This is a genomic window from Mesorhizobium sp. M0030 (assembly GCF_040323695.1).
Classification (GTDB): domain Bacteria; phylum Pseudomonadota; class Alphaproteobacteria; order Rhizobiales; family Rhizobiaceae; genus Mesorhizobium.
On the sequence record NZ_JAMYVE010000012.1, the window covers coordinates 140,269 to 156,640 of the forward strand.

Below are 16,372 nucleotides of genomic sequence, written 5' to 3' on the forward strand. Positions count from 1 at the left end.
GCCGCCTCCGGGCGGCCTTTTCTTTTGGGTCTCGGCAGTCACCCCACCCGGCGCTTCGCGCCGACCTCCCCATCGAGGGGAGGTAGGAGGTCGCGGCAGTTTTGCCGCCCGGACAATCCACGATGGTCCAGCGGCTAGCAAACCAGTTCGACCATAAAAACGCGGCACCCTACCTCCCCTCGATGGGGAGGTCGGCGCGAAGCGCCGGGTGGGGTGATGGCGCCGGCCTCGGTTCAAGTCTCAGAACTTGCCGGCCTTGATGTAATCGATAAACGCCCGTAGCGGCGCTGGAACCAGACGCCGTCCGGGATAGTACAGAAATGGTCCGGGAAAACTCTGCCACCACGGTTCGAGCACGGGCTCCAGGGCGCCGCTTTCGAAGTGAGGGCGAAGCCAGCCCTCGAAGAGAGCGACGATGCCGCTGCCGGCAATGGCCGCATGGACGGCAAGATCGCTCGCCCCGCCGATCCGCACGATCAACGGCCCCGTCGTGTCGACACGCACCACCTCGCCGTCGCGCTCGAATTCCCACGGCAGCATCGCACCGCTGGCAAAACGACCGCGCAGACAAGCATGGCCAAGCAGGTCGCTCGGGTGCTGCGGCCGCCCATGGCGCTCGAGATAGGCGGGGCTGGCGCCAGTGGCGAAGCGCTGGACGCGCGGTCCGATCGGCACCGCGATCATGTCCTGCTCCAGTCGCTCGTCATAGCGGATGCCGGCGTCGCAGCCCGCCGCCAGCACGTCGACGAAGTTCTCATCGGCGATGACCTCCAGCCGAATGCCGGGATAGGCGGCGAGGAAGCCCGGAACGATGTCGGGCAATATCAGCCGCGCGGCGCTGACCGGGACGTTGAGGCGCAGCGAACCAGCCGGCCTGTCGCGAAAGCCATTGACCACGTCGAGGGCCGCCTCCACCTCCGACAGCGCCGGGCCAAGCCGTCCGAGCAGGCTGAGACCTGCGTCGGTCGGAACGACGCTGCGTGTCGTGCGGTTGAACAGCCTGACGCCGAGCTGCGTCTCCAGGCGGCGCACCGCTTCGCTCAGGCCCGACGCGCTGCCGCCGCCGGCGCGAGCCCCTTCGCGAAAGCCGCCGGCACGCGCCACCGTCACGAAAGCGTTCAGGTCGCCAAGGTCCATCATTGTTCGCCATTCCGCACAAGCTGTACGGATTGTACCTTATTATCCCGAGGTTGAGCAGCGTCTATCTTCGCCTCCTCAAAGGAGACCGACCATGTCCACCATCCAAAAATCCGGCACATTCACCCTCGGCAGCCACACCGTGAGACGGCTCGGCTACGGCGCCATGCAACTTGCCGGCCCGCACGTTTTCGGTCCGCCGAAGAATCATGACGCGGCCATTGCAGTGCTGCGCGAAGCGGTGGCCTCCGGGGTCAACCACATCGACACCAGCGACTATTATGGCCCGCATGTCACCAACCAGCTGATCCGCGAAGCGCTGGCGCCCTATCCGCAAGACCTCGTCATCGTCACAAAGATCGGGGCGCGGCGCGGCAGCGACGGCTCATGGCTGCCTGCCTATTCCGCCAAGGAACTTGAGCAGGCCGTGCACGATAATCTCAGGAATCTCGGTCTTGAGGTGCTGGATGTCGTCAATCTGCGCATCATGTTCGGGGTGATGGGTCCCGCCGAGGGCTCGATCGAGCCGCAGTTGACCGCGCTTGCCGAACTGCAGCGCAAGGGTCTGGTGCGCCATATCGGCCTGAGCAACGTCACCCCAGCGCAGGTCGAGGAAGGCCGTGGGATCGCCGAGATCGTCTGCGTGCAGAACCAGTACAATCTGGCGCATCGCGACGACGACGGGTTGATCGATGAACTGGCGCGCGCCGGTATCGCCTACACGCCGTTCTTCCCGCTCGGCGGTTTCAGCCCGCTGCAGTCGTCGACCTTGTCGGATGTGGCCGCGCGGCTCGGCGCCACACCCTTGCAGGTTGCGCTCGCCTGGCTGCTGCGCCGCTCGCCGAACATCCTGCTGATCCCGGGGACGTCGTCGATCGGGCATTTGAGAGAGAACCTGGCGGCGGCGGAACTGGAGCTGTCGGCCGATGTGCTAAGGGAATTGGATGGGGTGGCGAAAGCGGCGTGAAGATTTTGCGGGCGGCGCTGTCACCCCACCCGCGCCTTCGGCGCGACCTCCCCATCGAGGGGAGGTAGGAGGTCGCGGCAGCCTTGCATGCCTCGCAATCGCTACGACTGTCGGGATCTAAAGCGCCAACGCCCTACCTCCCCTCGGCGCGCAGCGCCGGGTGGGGTGATGGCGCCGACGTACGATTTCTAATTGATACTCGCCGTATTCGCGGCTCGGCCGGCTTCGCCTCATCCACATAAGGCACCCTAAACCCGTTGGCCCCCAGCCAGCCAATGGCAGCCTTCGGTTCGTCGGTCTGGATGATGGTGGCGCCGCGTTCGGCCCAGAAACCGTGGTCTCGGCCGGCATGCCGGCCTGCACCGCCAGTTCATCGCCGCAGCCGCCGGAGAGGAAGCCGCCGGGCCTTGCACCTTGGCGATACAAGTCCTTCGCCAAGCTGTGACTGGCATCTTGCGTGCCGGTTCTGTAGTTGTGGCAGCCCGATGAACAAAGAAGGACCCGTAATGGCGAACCAGACCATCGACAACGCGTTCACCGCCCGCTCCAAGACGGGGCCTTCCTTCGAGCCGACCTATGCCGGCGCGCTGTCGTTCATGCGGCGCAAATACACCAAGGATGCAAAGGGCGCGGACGCCGTCGTGTGGGGCATTCCGTTCGATGCCGCCGTCACCAACCGGCCGGGCGCGCGCTTCGGGCCGCAGGCGATCCGCCGCGCCTCGGCGATCCTCGACAACGACCCGCAATATCCGTTCTCGCGCGACCTGTTCGAGCATCTCGCCGTCATCGACTATGGCGATTGCCTGCTCGATTCGGGCAATCACCAGAAGACACCAGGCACGATCGAGCGCGAGGCGGCGAAGATCCTGAAATCGGGTGCCTTCCTGTTGTCGCTCGGCGGCGACCATTTCGTCACCTGGCCGCTGCTCAAGGCGCATGCCGCCATCCATGGGCCGCTGGCGCTGGTGCAGTTCGACGCGCATCAGGACACCTGGCCTGACGATGGCAAGCGCATCGACCACGGTTCGTTCGTCGGGCGCGCCGTCAATGAGGGCATCATCGATCCTGATCGTTCGATCCAGATCGGCATCCGCACGCATGCCCCCGATACGTTCGGCATCAAGATCCTTTACGGTCACGAGATCGAGGAGATGCGGGCTTCCGACATCGCCTATGCGATCGTCGACCGCACCGGCGGCAGGAAGACCTATCTCACCTTCGACATCGACTGCCTCGACCCGGCCTTTGCGCCCGGCACCGGCACGCCGGTTGCCGGCGGACCGTCCTCGGCGAAAATCCTGTCGACGCTGCGCCAGCTCGGCCAAGTCGATATTGTCGGCGCCGACGTCGTCGAGGTTGCGCCGGCCTATGATCACGCCGATATAACGGCGATCGCCGGCTCGATGGTGGCCATGCACTATCTCGGCCTGGTGGCCGAGCGAAAAGCGCGGGCGGAAGAGCTGAACAGCGGCAACCATGGCGCGGCAAACCATGGCCAGGGCATATAGGCCTGAATTAGCAGGGAATTGACGGGCACATGAAACCGAAAATCTTCATCGATGGCGAACACGGCACCACCGGCCTGCAGATCCGGGCGCTGCTGGCCGAGCGCGGCGACCTCGAGATCATCTCGATCCCGGCCGAGCGCCGCAAGGAAACGGCGGCGCGCGCCGAGTTCCTCAATGCAGCCGATGTCGCCATCCTGTGCCTGCCGGATGCGGCTGCCAAGGAAAGCGTATCGCTGATTGCCAACGACACCACCAAGGTGATCGACGCCTCCACGGCGCATCGCGTAGCCGAGGGCTGGGAATATGGCTTTGCCGAGATGGAAAAGGGCCAGGCCAAGATCATCGCCAATGCAAAACGCGTCGCCAATCCCGGCTGCTGGCCGCAAGGACCGATCGCGACACTGCGGCCGCTGGTCGCCGCCGGCCTGCTGCCGGCGGATTTCCCGATCACCGTCAATGGCATTTCGGGCTATTCGGGCGGCGGCCGGCCGATGATCGAGGACTATGTCGCCAAGGGCGAGGATGCCTCTGAATTCCAGGTCTATGGGCTGACCCTGCAGCACAAGCATGTGCCGGAGCTGCGCACCTATGCGAAGCTGTCGCACGATCCGATCATGCAGCCGGCGGTCGGCAATTTCGCCCAAGGCATGATCACAGTGGTGCCGCTGCAGCTCGGCGGGCTCGACCATGTGCCGGCCGGCGCCGAACTGCACGCGGCAATCGCCGACCATTTTGCCGCCATCAAGGGCGGCGTGGTCGAGGTAGCTCCTTACGAGCACGTGGAGCGCCTGCCCGAGATCAATCCCGAGGTCTATAACGGCACCAACCGCATGAAGGTCTATGTCTTTGCCAATGACGACAGGGCGCAGGCGCTGCTGATTGCGGTCTATGACAATCTCGGAAAGGGCGCCTCGGGTGCTGCCGTTCAGAACATGGATCTGATGCTCGGCCTTTAATTCAGTTGGAGAGAGCATGTTGCCCGAAAACCGCTTAACACTTTTCGGCATCACGCTCTGAATGGACGCGCCTGCATTTCCAAAGCGCTGGAAGATCAGCGCGCCCGAGCTCATTGCGGAGACGTTTTCGAGCCGCATCTGGAAGGTGCGGCGTGAGGACGGCTCGCCGGCCATCGTCAAGGCGCTCAAACCATTCGACGATGTCGAGGACGAGTTGCGCGGCGAGCACTATCTCGCATGGCGGCGCGGCGAAGGCGCGGTGCGGCTGCTTGGCCGGGACGGCCACCGCATGCTGCTCGAATATGCCGGCGACACCCTGCTTTCCGACGTTCTGGCCAAAGAAGGCGACAACGCCGCGACCGCAATCGCGGCCGAGTTGATGGGGAGACTGTTCTCGCCCTCAAGACACCCTGCCCCGCCGGACCTGCAGCCGCTGCGGACACGGTTTGCCAGCCTGTTCAAAAAGGCCGGAGCCGATCGCGACGCCGGAGAGCACAGCCTCTATATCGAGGCCGCCGAAATCGCGGACCGGCTGCTCGATGCCCCGCATGCGGTCAAGCCGCTGCATGGCGACCTGCATCACGACAACATTTTGCACGGTGCGCGCGGCTGGCTGGCGATCGACCCGAAGGGCGTGCTCGGCGATCCCGGCTTCGACGCCGCCAATCTGTTCTACAACCCACTGGGGCGCGACGACCTCTGCCTCGATCCCGAGCGCATCGCGCATATGGCTGAGATCTTCGCCAGGACACTCGGCCAGACGCCGGCTGCCATTCTCGACCATGCCATCGCCTATGGCTGCCTGTCGGCCGCATGGCATCATGAGGACGAGAATGCGGTCGACGAGAACCGCGAGCTGTCGGTTGCGGGAGTGATCCGAAAGGTGCGGCTCAGCTTCTGACCGGCGCAGCCTCGCGCTTTAGACGTAGCGAGGCAGTTCGTTCGCGAAATAGATTATTGCGACGGCCAAGACACCGTAGACGATGTACCTGCGTTCATGGGCGGCCGCGTTGGCAGTGGATAGGCGCCCTTGTTGCCGCGCCAGTGGGCGGCGGCAAATCCCAGCAGGACCAGCGCGAAGGCCTGATGGGTCAGCGCCATGTGCAGCGGCACCTGCATCAGCAGCGTGCCGATGCCGATCGAGGCCTGCACCAGCACCAGCAGAAACAGCAGCGTTGCGCGGCGTGCGTGTGTCGTGCCCGGCAGCCGCCGGCGCGTCGCTATCATATGCCAGAGCGCGATGGCAAAGACCGTATAGGCGCCGAGCCGGTGGACGAACTGCACCGTCTTCGGGTTCTCGAAGAAATTGCGCCAGGCCGGTTCGAGCAGCAGCAGCTCGCCGGGGATGATCTTGCCGTCCATCAGCGGCCAGGTGTTGTAGCTCAGGCCGGCGTCGAGCCCTGCGACCAGCCCGCCGAGATAGATCTGGACCAGCGCCAGCAGCACGATGAAACCGGCCAGTCTTTGCGTCGACCGGCCGGCGGCAGGCTCCGAATGCGGCGCCAGCCCGCGCGCGACCACCATGGTGGCAGTGAAGATCAGGGCGGCAAGCGTCAAATGCGTCGCCAGCCGGTACTGGCTGACGGAGACGCGGTCGACCAGGCCGGAGGCCACCATCCACCAGCCGATGGCGCCTTGCAGGCCACCAAGCAGCAGAATACCGACCAGCTTTGGCCCAAGGCCGCGCTCGATGCGGCGCGTCGCCCACAAGACCAGCAACGGCAGGCCGAAGACCAGGCCGACACTGCGCGCCAGGATGCGGTGCGCCCATTCCCACCAGAAGATCGATTTGAAGGCGTCCAGGCTCATGCCCTTGTTGAGCTCGGCATATTGCGGAATCTTTTGATAAAGCTGGAATTCCTCCTGCCACTCCGCGTCATTGAGCGGCGGTATCACACCGTGGATCGGCTTCCACTCGGTGATCGACAGGCCGGAATTGGTGAGCCTGGTGGCGCCGCCGACCAGCACCAGCGCAAACAGCACCAGAAGCACGACATACAGACAGCCGCGCACCAGCGCCCGATTTTTCAAGTCGCGATCGCGGTCAATGTAAGGCGCGGCGGCTGATATGGCGGCCATGGTTGGTCCCGGCAGGTTGACGTGGCGGATTGGTGAACCATCGCAACCCGGCTGACAAGACCGGACGGCGCGGCACGCCGTCGCGCCGCATCTCCCGGGTTGCACAGGCGCGCGGTTGGGCCTAAGCGGAGGCGATCAACGAGAACGCTCATGCCCATCCGCCTGAAAAAGCTGATCGGAACTTTCCTGTTGGTGGCGCTGGTCATCATCTATGCGCTGGTCGCGTCGATCATAGCGGTCGCGCAGCTGTCGCAATCCAGCCCGCTGGTGCACTTCCTGTTCTTCCTGTTCAGCGGCCTGTTCTGGGTGCTGCCTGCGATGGGCATCATCAAATGGCTGATCCTGGAGCCGCCGCCGAAAGGCTGAAGAGCCCGCCCCAGGTTAGATGGTGACCACCATTTTGCCGGCATTGGCCAGCGGCGTCGTTAAGCCCGACAACATGGTGCGGATATGGGCGACACGCTGGTAGCGGCCGTTGATCGAAATGCGCGGCAGCGCGTGCAGGAAGCCGGCGTGCTCGGCGTGCAGCACGCCGTGGCGAGTGGTCACCGCCGAGGCGTAGCCGGCGTCGCGGGCAAAGCCCACTTCGCGGCAGCCGACAGCGCTGGCGTAACCATAGGGGTAAGCAAGATGACGTGGGTCTTCGCCGAGCTGCGCCTGCAGCTGGCGCCTGACGTCGACGATTTCATGGCGCGCATCGGCTTCGTCGAGCCGCTTCAGGTTGCGGTGGTTGACCGTATGCGCGCCGATCGTCACCAGCCTGTGCCCGGCCACGGCGCGGATATCGTCCCAAGTCATCAGCGTGCTTGGGCGCAAGCCATCGAGGTCGATGCCGTTCGAGTGCCCCAGATCGCGCAGCACGGCGCGCTGATCCTCCTCGCGCACCTCGAGCGTCAGATAGGCATGCAGACGCGCATTGGCGTGGAGTTTCTTGCTGTGGGTCGAGCAGTCTATGGTCACCGGCCCCTTCGGCGTCGCCAGCGTCAAACGCTCCCGCGCGTTGACGATATCCTCGACCACGTCCCACCATAAATCGGCGCTGCCGTCGATCAGACCCGGCGCGACATAGATGGTGATCGGCGCGTCGTGCTTTTCGAGCACTGGCAGCGCTTCGGTCATGTTGTCGCGATAGGCGTCGTCGGCGGTGATGGTGGCGAACTGGCCGTCCTTGCCGCCGGCCTTGATGCGCTCGATCGCCTCGTCGAGGGTGACGAAGGCATAGCCCCTCGACTTCATGTCGGCGACGAGAGCGTCGAGGAATCGCGGGGCGATGTTGAGGTGGCGGTTAACGCCGTCCGGCTTCTCCGGCGTGGCGGTGACCCGATGCAACATGAGGATGGCGCCAATGCCGCCGACAAACGGCTTGGCCAGCGGTGCAAGGCCGGTAAAGCGGGCGATATTAAGCGCCAGTTTCCGAACTGCCTCACCACCGTCGATCATTCATTCACCTTTTGCGCCTAGGCTCGATCCAAGCACGGAACGCGCCGACGCGAACTCCTGATCGCGACGAATACGCCTTAAGGATTGAGGTATGGTTGACGCCACCGCGTCATTTGACGGCAATCGGCTCGCGGCAAGCAAGGCGTCTGCGCGCACGCCGGCTGCCGACCAGACCAGTCTGTCGGTGTCGATCGCAGATGCTGCCGCGCTCGCCTCTTACGGCGAATTCTGCCGTTCGGCGCTGTTTGCGCCGGCGCAAAGCGCGGACTGGGTTCGTGCCTGGACGGCGCAGGCTAATCCCGATGCCGTCATTGCCACGCTGACAATCGAGGACAGGCCGGTCTTTGCACTGGCACTGGAAATCACGCGAACTGGTCCATTCCGCGTCGCCCGCTTCATGGGCGGGCGCCATGCCAACGGCAATTTCGCCGCCGCCGATCCGGCATGGCTGGCAAAGGCAGATGCGGGGGGGATCCGCAGGCTGGTGACGGCGATCGGCAAGGCGCGTCCCGACATCGATCTCGTTGCCTTGGAAAGGCTTCTGCCCGACCTCGATGGCGTTGCCAATCCGCTGGTGGCGTTCTCCAACTTTCCGAGCCCAAACCTGTCGCTCGCCGTCAATCTCGACGGTGGTTTCGATGCGCTGCTGTCGCGTGTGGGCGGCAAGCGCAAGCGCAAGAAGCACCGTTCGCAGACACGCAAATTCGAGGCGGTCGGCGTTCATCGCCGCATCGAGGCGCAGACACCCGAAGACGTGAACCGGCTGCTCGACGCTTTCTTCGAGATGAAGGAGTTCCGCTTCGCCAAGATGGGCATCGCCAATGTCTTCGGCGAGCCGGAGGTGCAGGCTTTCTTCCGTGCCCTCTTCGCCGGCGCGCTGGCCGAGGAGAAACCGGCCTTTGTGCTGCATGGGCTCGAAGTGGCCGGCAAGCTGCGCGCAATTACCGGCTCGAGCCGCTCGGGCAAACGCCTGATCTGCGAATTCGGCGCCATCGCTGAGGACGATCTCGGCCACACCAGCCCCGGCGATTTCCTTTTCTTCGACATCATCGAGGAAGCCTGCCAAACAGGCTTCGATGTCTATGATTTCTCGGTCGGCGACGAGCCCTACAAGCGGCTCTGGTGCGATATCGAGACCCAGCATTTCGAGGTGCTGGCGCCCCTGACGCTGAAGGGACGCGCCCTGGCGTCGGCGCTGCGGCAGGGCGCACGGGCGAAAGCCTTCATCAAGAACAACCCGACGGTCTGGAAGCTGACCAAGATGCTGCGCCGCAAGGCCGCCGGACAGGCAGCGCCCGCTCCCACGGACGACGAAAACTAGCGTTCAGAAATTCAGCGCTTCGCGGAGCGCCGGGCCGGCCCTGACCCGCAGGTCGAGATCCGCCTCGATGTGGTCGATATGGTGCAGCATCAGCCGGCTCACCAACCCGCAATCACCGCTCTCCAGCGCGCCGACCATTTCCGTGTGCTCATTGTGCCCGCAGGCCGACACGCCGGATCGTCCGTAAAGGGCGATCACCAGCGACGAACGCGCCACCAGCTCCTCCATGAAGCGCTGCAGGATGGCATTGCCGGCGACGGAGGCGAGCAGCAGATGGAAATCGCCCGACGCCTTGATTTCGGAGCGCCGGGCGGTTGGGCCGCGCTCGGCGATGAAGCGCCCTTCCTCGTCGAGCTGCGCTCGGAACGCAGCGATATCGGTGGCTGTGACCCGCCCGCAGGCGGCAATGGCGATGCCCGGCTCGATCAGCCGGCGCGATGCGAACACCTGGCGCGCTTCCTCGGGCGAAGGGTTGGCGACGAAGGCGCCACGGTTGCGCTCGGTACGCACCAGCCCCTCGAAGGACAGCATCTGCAGCGCCGCGCGCGCGACGGTGCGCGAGACGTCGAACAGCGTGCCGACCTCGCCTTCCGACAGCTTGGTGCCGGGCGTCAGCCGACGGTCGACGATGGCGTCCCGCAGATTGTCGCGAATCGCCTGGGCGCGATCCTGGTTGGCGCTGTCGGCGGAATGGATCTGATCGGCAATGTTCATGGCGATGATGGTTCCCAGCCTCTTCTAGCGCAACTCGTCGCCTGCGCACGAGAGGCAAAGTGGACACGAAGCCAAAAAAGATTGCATACGATTCTTGTGCAGATCGCGCACAATCGCCCATAATTTGTGCAATGCACAAGATAGCCTACCGGCTAGGCAGTGGGCAAGAACCCCGATTTTGCTGTCGATTCAAACGCTTGGGCCGATTGCCGCCGATTGGCACGCATAATGCATTGGTTAATGCGACCAAACGGGGAAGCCTGAATGTCCAAAGCCGCCGAGATCGACATCGTCTCCGTTTCGAAAGTGTACGGAACGACGACTGCCGTCGAGGCCATCAGCCTGAAAATACCGGCAGGCACCTATTGCTGCCTGCTTGGCCCCTCCGGCTGCGGCAAGACCTCGACGCTGCGCATGATCGCCGGCCACGAAAGCATTTCGTCGGGCGATGTCCGCCTCGGCAACATTGTCGTCACCGACCTGCCGCCGGCAAAGCGTGGCACGGCGATGATGTTCCAGTCCTATGCGCTGTTTCCGCATCTCGACCTTGTCGACAATGTCGCCTTCAGCCTGAAGATGAAGGGCGTAGACAAGGAGCAGCGCCGTGCCAAGGCGCTCGACATGCTCAAGCTGATGCAGATGGAGGCCTATGCGACGCGCCGGCCGGCGCAGCTTTCCGGCGGCCAGCAGCAGCGTGTTGCACTCGCCCGCGCTCTGATCACCGATCCCGAGGCGCTGCTGCTCGACGAGCCGCTGTCGGCACTCGACCCGTTCCTGAAGATACGCATGCGCGCCGAGCTGAAGAAATTGCAGACCTCGCTTGGCATCACTTTCGTCCACGTCACCCACAGCCAGGAAGAGGCCATGGCCTTGGCGGACCTGATCGTGGTGATGAATGACGGCCGCATCGAACAGGCGGCACCGCCGCGCGATGTATTCGAGCGGCCGGCCACGGCCTTTGTCGCGCGCTTCATGGGCGACCACAATGTCATCTCCGGCCGGGTCACCGGCGAGCGTGGCGGCATGGTCGTCTTCGACGTCAATAGTGGCGCCTCGCTCGCCGCCCGCCGGCAAGGCCGGGAGGCGGGCCAGGAGGTGGGCACGCCGATCGACATTGCCATCCGCACCGACCATGTGCGCATCGGCGAAGCACCCTCTCCCGGCCTCGGCTTCACCGGCATCGTCTCCAACATCGAATATCGCGGCGCCACGGTGAAGCTGTCGGTCACCGGCGGCGGCATCGACGATTTCACCGTTATCATCGACGATTCCGACTTCTTCGCCAAACCCGTCGCCCTTGGCGACGCCGTACCGCTCGCCTGGGATTCCGAGGACGCCATCGTCCTCGGCCGCCTTCATTCATGAATTCAACGAAGCAAAACAAAACAGGGGAATAGGAATGACAAAAACAGTAGAAACAAAGACCGGAATTTCGCGCCGTTCGTTGCTCAAGACAGGTGCGGCCGCCGTCGGCCTCGCCGCAGGCTCGGGCGCCATTACAGGCTTCCCGACCATCTGGGCGCAGTCCAACATCACGCTGCGCCAGTTCGGCACCGGCGTGTCGAACCTGAACGCGATCGCCGACAAGTGCAAGGCCGACCTCGGCATCACGCTGGAAATGACGGCGACCGATTCGGACGCGGCCGCCCAGCGCGCCGTGACCCAGCCCGACAGCTATGACATCGCCGACATCGAATACTGGATCTGCAAGAAGGTGTTCCCGAGCGGCGTGCTGCAGCCGATGGATGTCAGCAAGCTGAAATATTACGACGAGCTGGTGCCGTTGTTCAAAACCGGCAAGCTGACGCCCGACAGCATCATTGCCCAGGGCACCGCGCCGCACACGGTCGGCTATGTCGAAGCGCAGGACTCAAAGACCTTCGCCAAGGCGCCGACCAAGTGGTTCACCATGGTGCCGACGATCTACAACGCCGATACGCTAGGCATCCGGCCCGACCTCGTCGGCCGCGACATCACCACCTGGGCCGACATCATGGACCCGGCCTTCAAGGGCAAGACCGCGATCCTTAACATCCCGTCCATCGGTATCATGGATGCGGCCATGATCATGGAGGCCACAGGCAGCATCAAATATGCCGACAAGGGCAACATGACCAAGGAAGAGATCGACAAGACGATCGACTTCCTCATCAAGGCCAAGCAGGCCGGCCAGTTCCGCGCCTTCTGGAAGTCGTTCGACGAGAGCGTCAACCTGATGGCATCGGGCGAAGTGGTCATCCAGTCTATGTGGTCGCCGGCCGTCGCTGCCGTGCGCTCCAAAGGCATCGCCTGCCGCTTCCAGCCGCTCAAGGAGGGCTATCGCTCATGGGGCGGCGGCCTTGGCCTTGCCGCCCATCTCAAGGGCGCCGAACTCGACGCGGCCTACGAATACATCAACTGGTATACGTCGGGCTGGGTCGGCGGCTATCTCAACCGCCAGGGCTACTATTCCGCCAATATGGTCTCGGCCAAGAAGTTCATGTCCGACGACGAATGGGGCTACTGGATCGAAGGCAAGCCGGCCAAGGGCGAGATCAAGGCGCCGGACGGCACCGTCATGGAAAAGGCCGGCGCCGTGCGCGACGGCGGCTCGTTCGAAGAGCGCATGGGCAAGGTCGCCTGCTGGAACTCGGTCATGGACGAGGACCGCTACATGGTGAAGCGCTGGAACGAGTTCATCGCGGCGTAGAGCGGACGCGTTCACTGTGATGTTGCGATCCTTCGCGCCCCCCTCTGTCCTGCCGGACATCTCCCCCACTTGGGGGGAGATTGGCAGCGTCATGGCCGGCTCTTCGTTAGCAACGTTGGAGTTTGGCGAAGGCCGTTATGAGAGTTCGATCTCCCCCCTCGTGGGGGAGATGTCCGGCAGGACAGAGGGGGGCGCGAAGGATCGCAAGTCATCGCGATCACGCGGAGGATTTTCCCAATGACAGTCGCGCTCGAACGCCCCGCCATCGCAGCAGCCAAGCCCGCCAGACGCCGGCGCTTCTCCATCAGTGCCGTCACGCCCTACCTCCAATCGGCGCCGCTGGCGCTCATCCTCGGTGCGTTCCTGCTCTTGCCAATCATCATGATCGCCGTCGTCTCCTTCTGGGACTACGACTTCGCCGCCATGTATCCGGATTTCCTGACGACGAACTATTCCGACGTGCTGGGATCATGGGTCACCTGGAAGACCTATCTCAACACCATCAAATTCGCTGCCATCGTCTGGGCTCTGACCTTGTTCATCGGCTTCTGGGTCGCCTATTTCCTCGCCTTCCATATCCGCACCACCGCCATGCAGATGGTGCTGTTCCTTGTCTGCACGGTGCCGTTCCTGACCTCCAACATCATCCGCATGATCTCGTGGATCCCGGTGCTTGGCCGCAACGGGTTGATCAACTCGACGCTGGTGCAATTGGGGCTGGTGCCAAAACCCATCGAATGGCTGCTCTATTCGGAATTCGCCGTGGTGCTGGCCATGGTGCATCTCTACACGCTGTTCATGGTAACGCCGATCTTCAACACGTTGATGCGCATCGACCGCTCGCTGGTCGAGGCCGCGCGCGATGCCGGCGCGTCCGGCTGGCAGGTCTTGTGGAACGTCGTCATCCCGCTGGCCAAGCCCGGCATGGCGATCGGCACCATCTTCGTCGTCACGCTGGTGATGGCCGATTTCTCCACTGTGCAGGTGATGTCGGGCGGCCAGAGCGCGTCGGTCGCACTGATGATGAAGAACCAGATGTCGCTGCTGCAGTATCCCGCAGCCGCCGCCAATGCCGTAGTGTTGCTGGTGTTGGTACTGTTGATGGTCGCGGGCATCCTGCGCATCGTCGACATCCGCAAGGAGCTTTGAGGTGAGCCACGAAAAACGCACCTTCGAGTTCTATGTGCTTGCGGTCTTCTTCACTCTGTTCGTGCTGTTCCTCTACGGCCCGCTGTCGGCGATCCTGATCCTTTCTTTCCAAGGCGAGACCGGCGGCCTCACCTTCCCGCTCAATGGCGTGTCGCTGCACTGGTTCGCCAATCTGTTCGAGCGCCAGGCGGTCGGCGATTTCGGCGGCAGCTTCAAGCGCTCGCTCGTGCTCGGCCTTATGGTGATGATCGTCACCGTCGTCGTGTCGCTGCTGGCAGGGCTCGCTTTCCGGCAAAAATTTCGTGGCGCCACCGCTTTGTTCTACCTGGCGGTCGCCAGCCTCGTAGTACCCTCGATCATCATTTCGCTCGGCATCGGCGTCGTCTTCCAGCAGGTCGGCTTCCGCCCAGCCTGGTACACATCGGCCTTCGGCGCGCACCTGACCTGGACCTTGCCCTTCGGCGTGCTCATCATGTTCGCCGTCTTCAACCGCTTCTCGCCCGCCTATGAGGAAGCCGCGCGTGACCTGGGCGCCAACTCCTGGCAGACCTTCGCCCATGTCGTGCTGCCGATGATCGCGCCGAGCCTGATCGGCGTCGGCCTGTTCGGCTTCACGCTGTCCTATGACGAGTTCGCCCGCACGCTGATGACGTCGGGCACCTTCAACACGCTGCCGCTCGAGATCTACGGCATGACCACCAATGTCACGACGCCGGTGCTCTACGCGCTGGGCACGGTGACCACCGTGTTCTCCTTCCTGGTGATCCTGGCCACACTGGGCGCCATCCTCTATGTTGGCCGCAGGCGGGCCAGGGTTTGATTGTGCAGATACTGGTGGTGAACCCCAACACAACGGCGAGCATGACCGAGACGATCGCGGCGGCGGCGCGCGGCGTTGCCGGCGCCGGGACCGAGGTGATCGCGGTCACCTCCTCGATGGGCCCGGCCTCGATCGAGGGCTATTATGACGAGGCATTGGCCGTGCCCGGCCTTTTGATGGAGATCGCCGCCGGCGAACGTGCCGGGGCTCAGGCCGCCATCATCGCCTGCTTCGACGATACCGGCCTGGATGCGGCACGCGCCATGGCCTCCATTCCGGTCATCGGCATCTGCGAGGCCGCACTCAGTGTCGCCTCCTACATTGCCCAGCGCTTCACAGTGGTGACGACCACCGAACGCTCGCGTGTCCCTGTCGAGGGGCTGGTGCAGCGCTATGGCATGGCCGGGCGTGCCCGCGTGCGCGCCGCCGACATTCCCGTACTCTCGCTTGAAGACGCTGCTTCCGGCGCTGTCGAGAAACTGCGCGCCGAGATCGCCCGCGCCATAGCGGAAGACCGCGCCGAGGCCATCGTGCTCGGCTGCGCCGGCATGGCCGACCTGGCACACCGGTTGCAGCAAGAGTTCGACCTGCCCGTCATCGACGGCGTCGGCGCCGCCCTCAAACAGGCCGAGGCGCTGATCGCATTGGGCCTGTCGACCTCGAAGCGCGGCGCCTATGCCAGTCCGCTGGCCAAGCCCTATCGCGGCGTGCTGAAATCCTTCTCGCCGGGGGTGATCGCCGCGGAGTGAACGCTATGAAGCCTACCGTCCGCGCATTGTCTCCGCCGGAACTGACCGTTCTCATCGACTGGGCGGCGGCTGAAGGCTGGAACCCTGGCCTTGATGATGCCGCCGCGTTCCGGCCAACCGATCCTGAAGGGTTCATCGGCGCTTTTGTCGACAACGAGATGACCGCCGCCATCTCGGCTGTCGCCTATGGCCGCAACTTCGGTTTCATCGGTCTCTACATCTGCCGACCAGACATGCGCGGCAAAGGCCATGGCAAAGCAGTCTGGAATGCGGGCATGGCCAGGCTGGCCGGCCGAACGGTCGGCCTCGACGGGGTCGCCGCGCAGCTGGCGAATTATCGCCGCACGGGATTCAGCTCGGCGTACGAAACCATCCGCTTCAGCGGCCGTATCGCGACCCCGCCCGTCCGAAGCGAAGGGGTGCGCATGACAACCACGCAACTCGTGCCCGACATCATCGCCTATGACGCCCGCTGTTTCCCCGCGCCTCGACGAGCCTTCCTGCACCGCTGGGCGCAGCCGCCGCATTGCGGGTTCGCCGCGATCAGTTCACTCGGCACCATAGGCTACGCCGTGGCTCGTCCCTGCCGTTCGGGTTACAAGATCGGCCCGCTGTTTGCCGACGACACCGAGACGGCGATGCAGCTCATGGGCAGTCTGGCTGCCGCATGCGAAGGTGGCGACCTGCATATCGACGTTCCTGCCGAAAATTTCGATTTCACCACGGCGCTTTCAGCAATTGGTTTCAGGCCGACCTTCACCACCACGCGCATGTACAAGGGCCCGCCTCCGAAGGTCGACTCGCGCCGAATATTTGGCGTGACGACCCTGGAGTTGGGGTAGA

16 protein-coding genes and 1 pseudogene are annotated in these 16,372 nt (G+C 63.9%); 12 read left to right on the forward strand and 5 right to left on the reverse strand.

The features are described from left to right. Nucleotides 1-240: 240 nt before the first annotated feature. The gene (locus NKJ80_RS23055; protein ID WP_023693291.1) at nt 241-1,140 is read right to left on the reverse strand and encodes a LysR family transcriptional regulator; all 900 of its coding nucleotides are present in this window, start codon (nt 1,138-1,140) and stop codon (nt 241-243) included. A gap of 91 nt (nt 1,141-1,231) precedes the next feature. On the opposite strand from NKJ80_RS23055, the gene NKJ80_RS23060 reads away from it, so the two are divergent. Further along, nucleotides 1,232-2,104, forward strand: a complete 873-nt coding sequence (locus tag NKJ80_RS23060) for an aldo/keto reductase family oxidoreductase (protein ID WP_023819361.1) — start codon at nt 1,232-1,234, stop codon at nt 2,102-2,104. Between the two features lie 188 nt (nt 2,105-2,292). On the opposite strand, the pseudogene NKJ80_RS23065 reads toward NKJ80_RS23060, so the two are convergent. Beyond that, nucleotides 2,293-2,512, reverse strand: a pseudogene (locus tag NKJ80_RS23065) (glycerophosphodiester phosphodiesterase family protein); the annotation flags it as partial. Between the two features lie 98 nt (nt 2,513-2,610). On the opposite strand from NKJ80_RS23065, the gene speB reads away from it, so the two are divergent. The 3 genes from speB (at nt 2,611) to NKJ80_RS23080 (ending at nt 5,469) form a co-directional block, all read left to right on the forward strand. After that, entirely contained in the window at nt 2,611-3,612 is a 1,002-nt protein-coding gene (gene speB / locus NKJ80_RS23070; RefSeq protein WP_023669405.1) for an agmatinase, read from the forward strand. A 29-nt stretch (nt 3,613-3,641) separates the two neighbouring features. Then, the gene (gene argC, locus NKJ80_RS23075) at nt 3,642-4,568 is read left to right on the forward strand and encodes an N-acetyl-gamma-glutamyl-phosphate reductase (RefSeq protein ID WP_023669404.1); all 927 of its coding nucleotides are present in this window, start codon (nt 3,642-3,644) and stop codon (nt 4,566-4,568) included. Between the two features lie 61 nt (nt 4,569-4,629). Further along, nucleotides 4,630-5,469: an aminoglycoside phosphotransferase family protein gene (locus NKJ80_RS23080; RefSeq protein WP_023669403.1), complete on the forward strand. Its 840-nt coding sequence runs from the start codon at nt 4,630-4,632 to the stop codon at nt 5,467-5,469. A 53-nt stretch (nt 5,470-5,522) separates the two neighbouring features. On the opposite strand, the gene NKJ80_RS23085 is transcribed toward NKJ80_RS23080, so the two are convergent. After that, nucleotides 5,523-6,647, reverse strand: a complete 1,125-nt coding sequence (locus NKJ80_RS23085) for a COX15/CtaA family protein (protein WP_352498359.1) — start codon at nt 6,645-6,647, stop codon at nt 5,523-5,525. Nucleotides 6,648-6,797: 150 nt separating this feature from the next. Between NKJ80_RS23085 and NKJ80_RS23090 the strand changes: the two genes are divergently transcribed. Beyond that, complete coding sequence (locus NKJ80_RS23090; RefSeq protein ID WP_023669401.1) at nt 6,798-7,013, forward strand: DUF2842 domain-containing protein; 216 nt, start codon at nt 6,798-6,800, stop codon at nt 7,011-7,013. Nucleotides 7,014-7,028: 15 nt separating this feature from the next. Here NKJ80_RS23090 and NKJ80_RS23095 read toward each other — a convergent pair whose 3' ends face one another. After that, on the reverse strand, nt 7,029-8,087 hold the full coding sequence (locus NKJ80_RS23095; protein ID WP_352498360.1) for a polysaccharide deacetylase family protein: 1,059 nt from the start codon (nt 8,085-8,087) through the stop codon (nt 7,029-7,031). A gap of 91 nt (nt 8,088-8,178) precedes the next feature. On the opposite strand from NKJ80_RS23095, the gene NKJ80_RS23100 reads away from it, so the two are divergent. Continuing rightward, nucleotides 8,179-9,408 (forward strand): GNAT family N-acetyltransferase, encoded by a 1,230-nt coding sequence (locus NKJ80_RS23100; RefSeq protein ID WP_352498361.1) that lies wholly within the window; start codon nt 8,179-8,181, stop codon nt 9,406-9,408. Nucleotides 9,409-9,411: 3 nt separating this feature from the next. On the opposite strand, the gene NKJ80_RS23105 is transcribed toward NKJ80_RS23100, so the two are convergent. Further along, complete coding sequence (locus NKJ80_RS23105) at nt 9,412-10,122, reverse strand: GntR family transcriptional regulator (protein ID WP_352498362.1); 711 nt, start codon at nt 10,120-10,122, stop codon at nt 9,412-9,414. A gap of 264 nt (nt 10,123-10,386) precedes the next feature. Here NKJ80_RS23105 and NKJ80_RS23110 point away from each other — a divergent pair, with 264 nt between their 5' ends. The 6 genes from NKJ80_RS23110 (at nt 10,387) to NKJ80_RS23135 (ending at nt 16,371) form a co-directional block, all read left to right on the forward strand. Further along, nucleotides 10,387-11,487 carry an ABC transporter ATP-binding protein gene (locus NKJ80_RS23110; RefSeq protein ID WP_352498363.1) on the forward strand — a complete coding sequence of 367 codons (1,101 nt, stop codon included), beginning with the start codon at nt 10,387-10,389 and terminating at the stop codon, nt 11,485-11,487. Nucleotides 11,488-11,521: 34 nt separating this feature from the next. After that, entirely contained in the window at nt 11,522-12,811 is a 1,290-nt protein-coding gene (locus tag NKJ80_RS23115) for an ABC transporter substrate-binding protein (RefSeq protein ID WP_023715413.1), read from the forward strand. Between the two features lie 237 nt (nt 12,812-13,048). Beyond that, a complete protein-coding gene (locus NKJ80_RS23120) occupies nt 13,049-13,960 on the forward strand; it encodes an ABC transporter permease (RefSeq protein WP_023693286.1) in 912 nt (303 codons plus the stop codon). A gap of 1 nt (nt 13,961) precedes the next feature. After that, a complete protein-coding gene (locus NKJ80_RS23125; RefSeq protein WP_352498364.1) occupies nt 13,962-14,780 on the forward strand; it encodes an ABC transporter permease in 819 nt (272 codons plus the stop codon). 2 nt (nt 14,781-14,782) lie between these two features. Then, nucleotides 14,783-15,529 (forward strand): aspartate/glutamate racemase family protein, encoded by a 747-nt coding sequence (locus NKJ80_RS23130; RefSeq protein WP_352498394.1) that lies wholly within the window; start codon nt 14,783-14,785, stop codon nt 15,527-15,529. A gap of 5 nt (nt 15,530-15,534) precedes the next feature. Then, nucleotides 15,535-16,371, forward strand: coding sequence for a GNAT family N-acetyltransferase (locus NKJ80_RS23135; RefSeq protein ID WP_352498365.1), 837 nt, complete (start codon nt 15,535-15,537; stop codon nt 16,369-16,371). Nucleotide 16,372 lies beyond the last annotated feature (1 nt).